The following is a 1,182-nucleotide window of genomic DNA, read 5'->3' on the forward strand; positions in this document are numbered from 1 at the left end:
CCTCCTGCCTTCCTCCCTCCCTACCGCACCACCGCCATCTCCCGCCCCGTCTCGTTCAGTCGCCGCCCGCCCGACTCCGTACACGTCACGATGTCCTCGATCCGCACCCCGAACCGCCCCGGCAGATAGATCCCCGGCTCGATCGAGAAGCACATCCCGGGCACCAGCGTCAGATGCTCGCCCTCGACCATGTACGGCGGCTCGTGGGTGGTCACCCCGATCCCGTGCCCGGTCCGGTGGATGAAGTACTCGCCGTACCCCGCGGCCTTGATCACCTTCCGGGCCACCCGGTCGATGTCCTGGCATGCGACGCCCGGCCGCACCGCCTCGAACGCCGCCTGCTGCGCCTCCCGCACGACGTCGTGCACCTTGCGCTCCTCGGCACCCGGCTGCCCGACGTGCACGGTCCGTGTCGTATCCGAGCCGTAGCCGTCCTTGAGGCCGCCGAAGTCGAGCACGACCATGTCGCCGTCCTCGATGACCCGCTCCCCGGCCTCGTGGTGCGGATTGGCGCCGTTAGGGCCCGAGCCGACGATCGTGAAGTCCACCTGGCTGTGTCCGTGCTCGACCAGCAGCCGTGCCAGATCCGCCGCCACCTCGGACTCCCGGCGCCCCCCGAAGGGCCGCCGCAGAATCTCCTCGTACGTCGCGTCCGCGGCGGCTCCGGCCGCGGCCAGCCGCGCCACCTCATGGGCGTCCTTGACCGCCCGCAGCATCGGCAGCACCTCCGTCAGCGCCGCGTATGCACTGCCCGGCAGCGACCGTTGCAGCCCGAGCAGGTGCATCGCCCAGGTCGAGTCGGACAACCCGTAACGTCCCTGCGGGTCCACCCACTTGGCGACCTCGGCATACGGGTCCGCACCGTCGGCCCACCCCGACACCTCCAGCGCCGGGGCTCCTACGGAACGCTCCGCATCCGGATACTCCAATACGGGCACCAGCAGCCGCGAGCGCCGCCCCGGCTCGATCACCAAGGCGGTCAGCCGCTCGGTGACCGCGGTCGGCCGGTAGCCGCACAGCCACGTCAGATCCGGCCCCGGTGTCACGATCAGCCCGGCCAGCCCGGCATCGGCGGCCACCCGCCCGGCCCGCGCCATCCGCCGCTCGTAGTCCTCATGCGTCATCGAAGTCACCATGCCGCTGAACTTACGCCGCTACGCCCCCGCCGACCCGGCACACGCC

The 1,182-nt window shown here is 71.5% G+C and carries 1 protein-coding gene; it reads right to left on the reverse strand.

What is annotated here, in order from left to right:
- Nucleotides 1–20: 20 nt before the first annotated feature.
- Nucleotides 21–1,124: an aminopeptidase P family protein gene (locus EST54_RS33900; protein ID WP_129251482.1), complete on the reverse strand. Its 1,104-nt coding sequence runs from the start codon at nt 1,122–1,124 to the stop codon at nt 21–23.
- Between the last annotated feature and the right edge of the window lie 58 nt (nt 1,125–1,182).

It is taken from the genome of Streptomyces sioyaensis (assembly GCF_004122735.1).
GTDB lineage: Bacteria > Actinomycetota > Actinomycetes > Streptomycetales > Streptomycetaceae > Streptomyces > Streptomyces sioyaensis.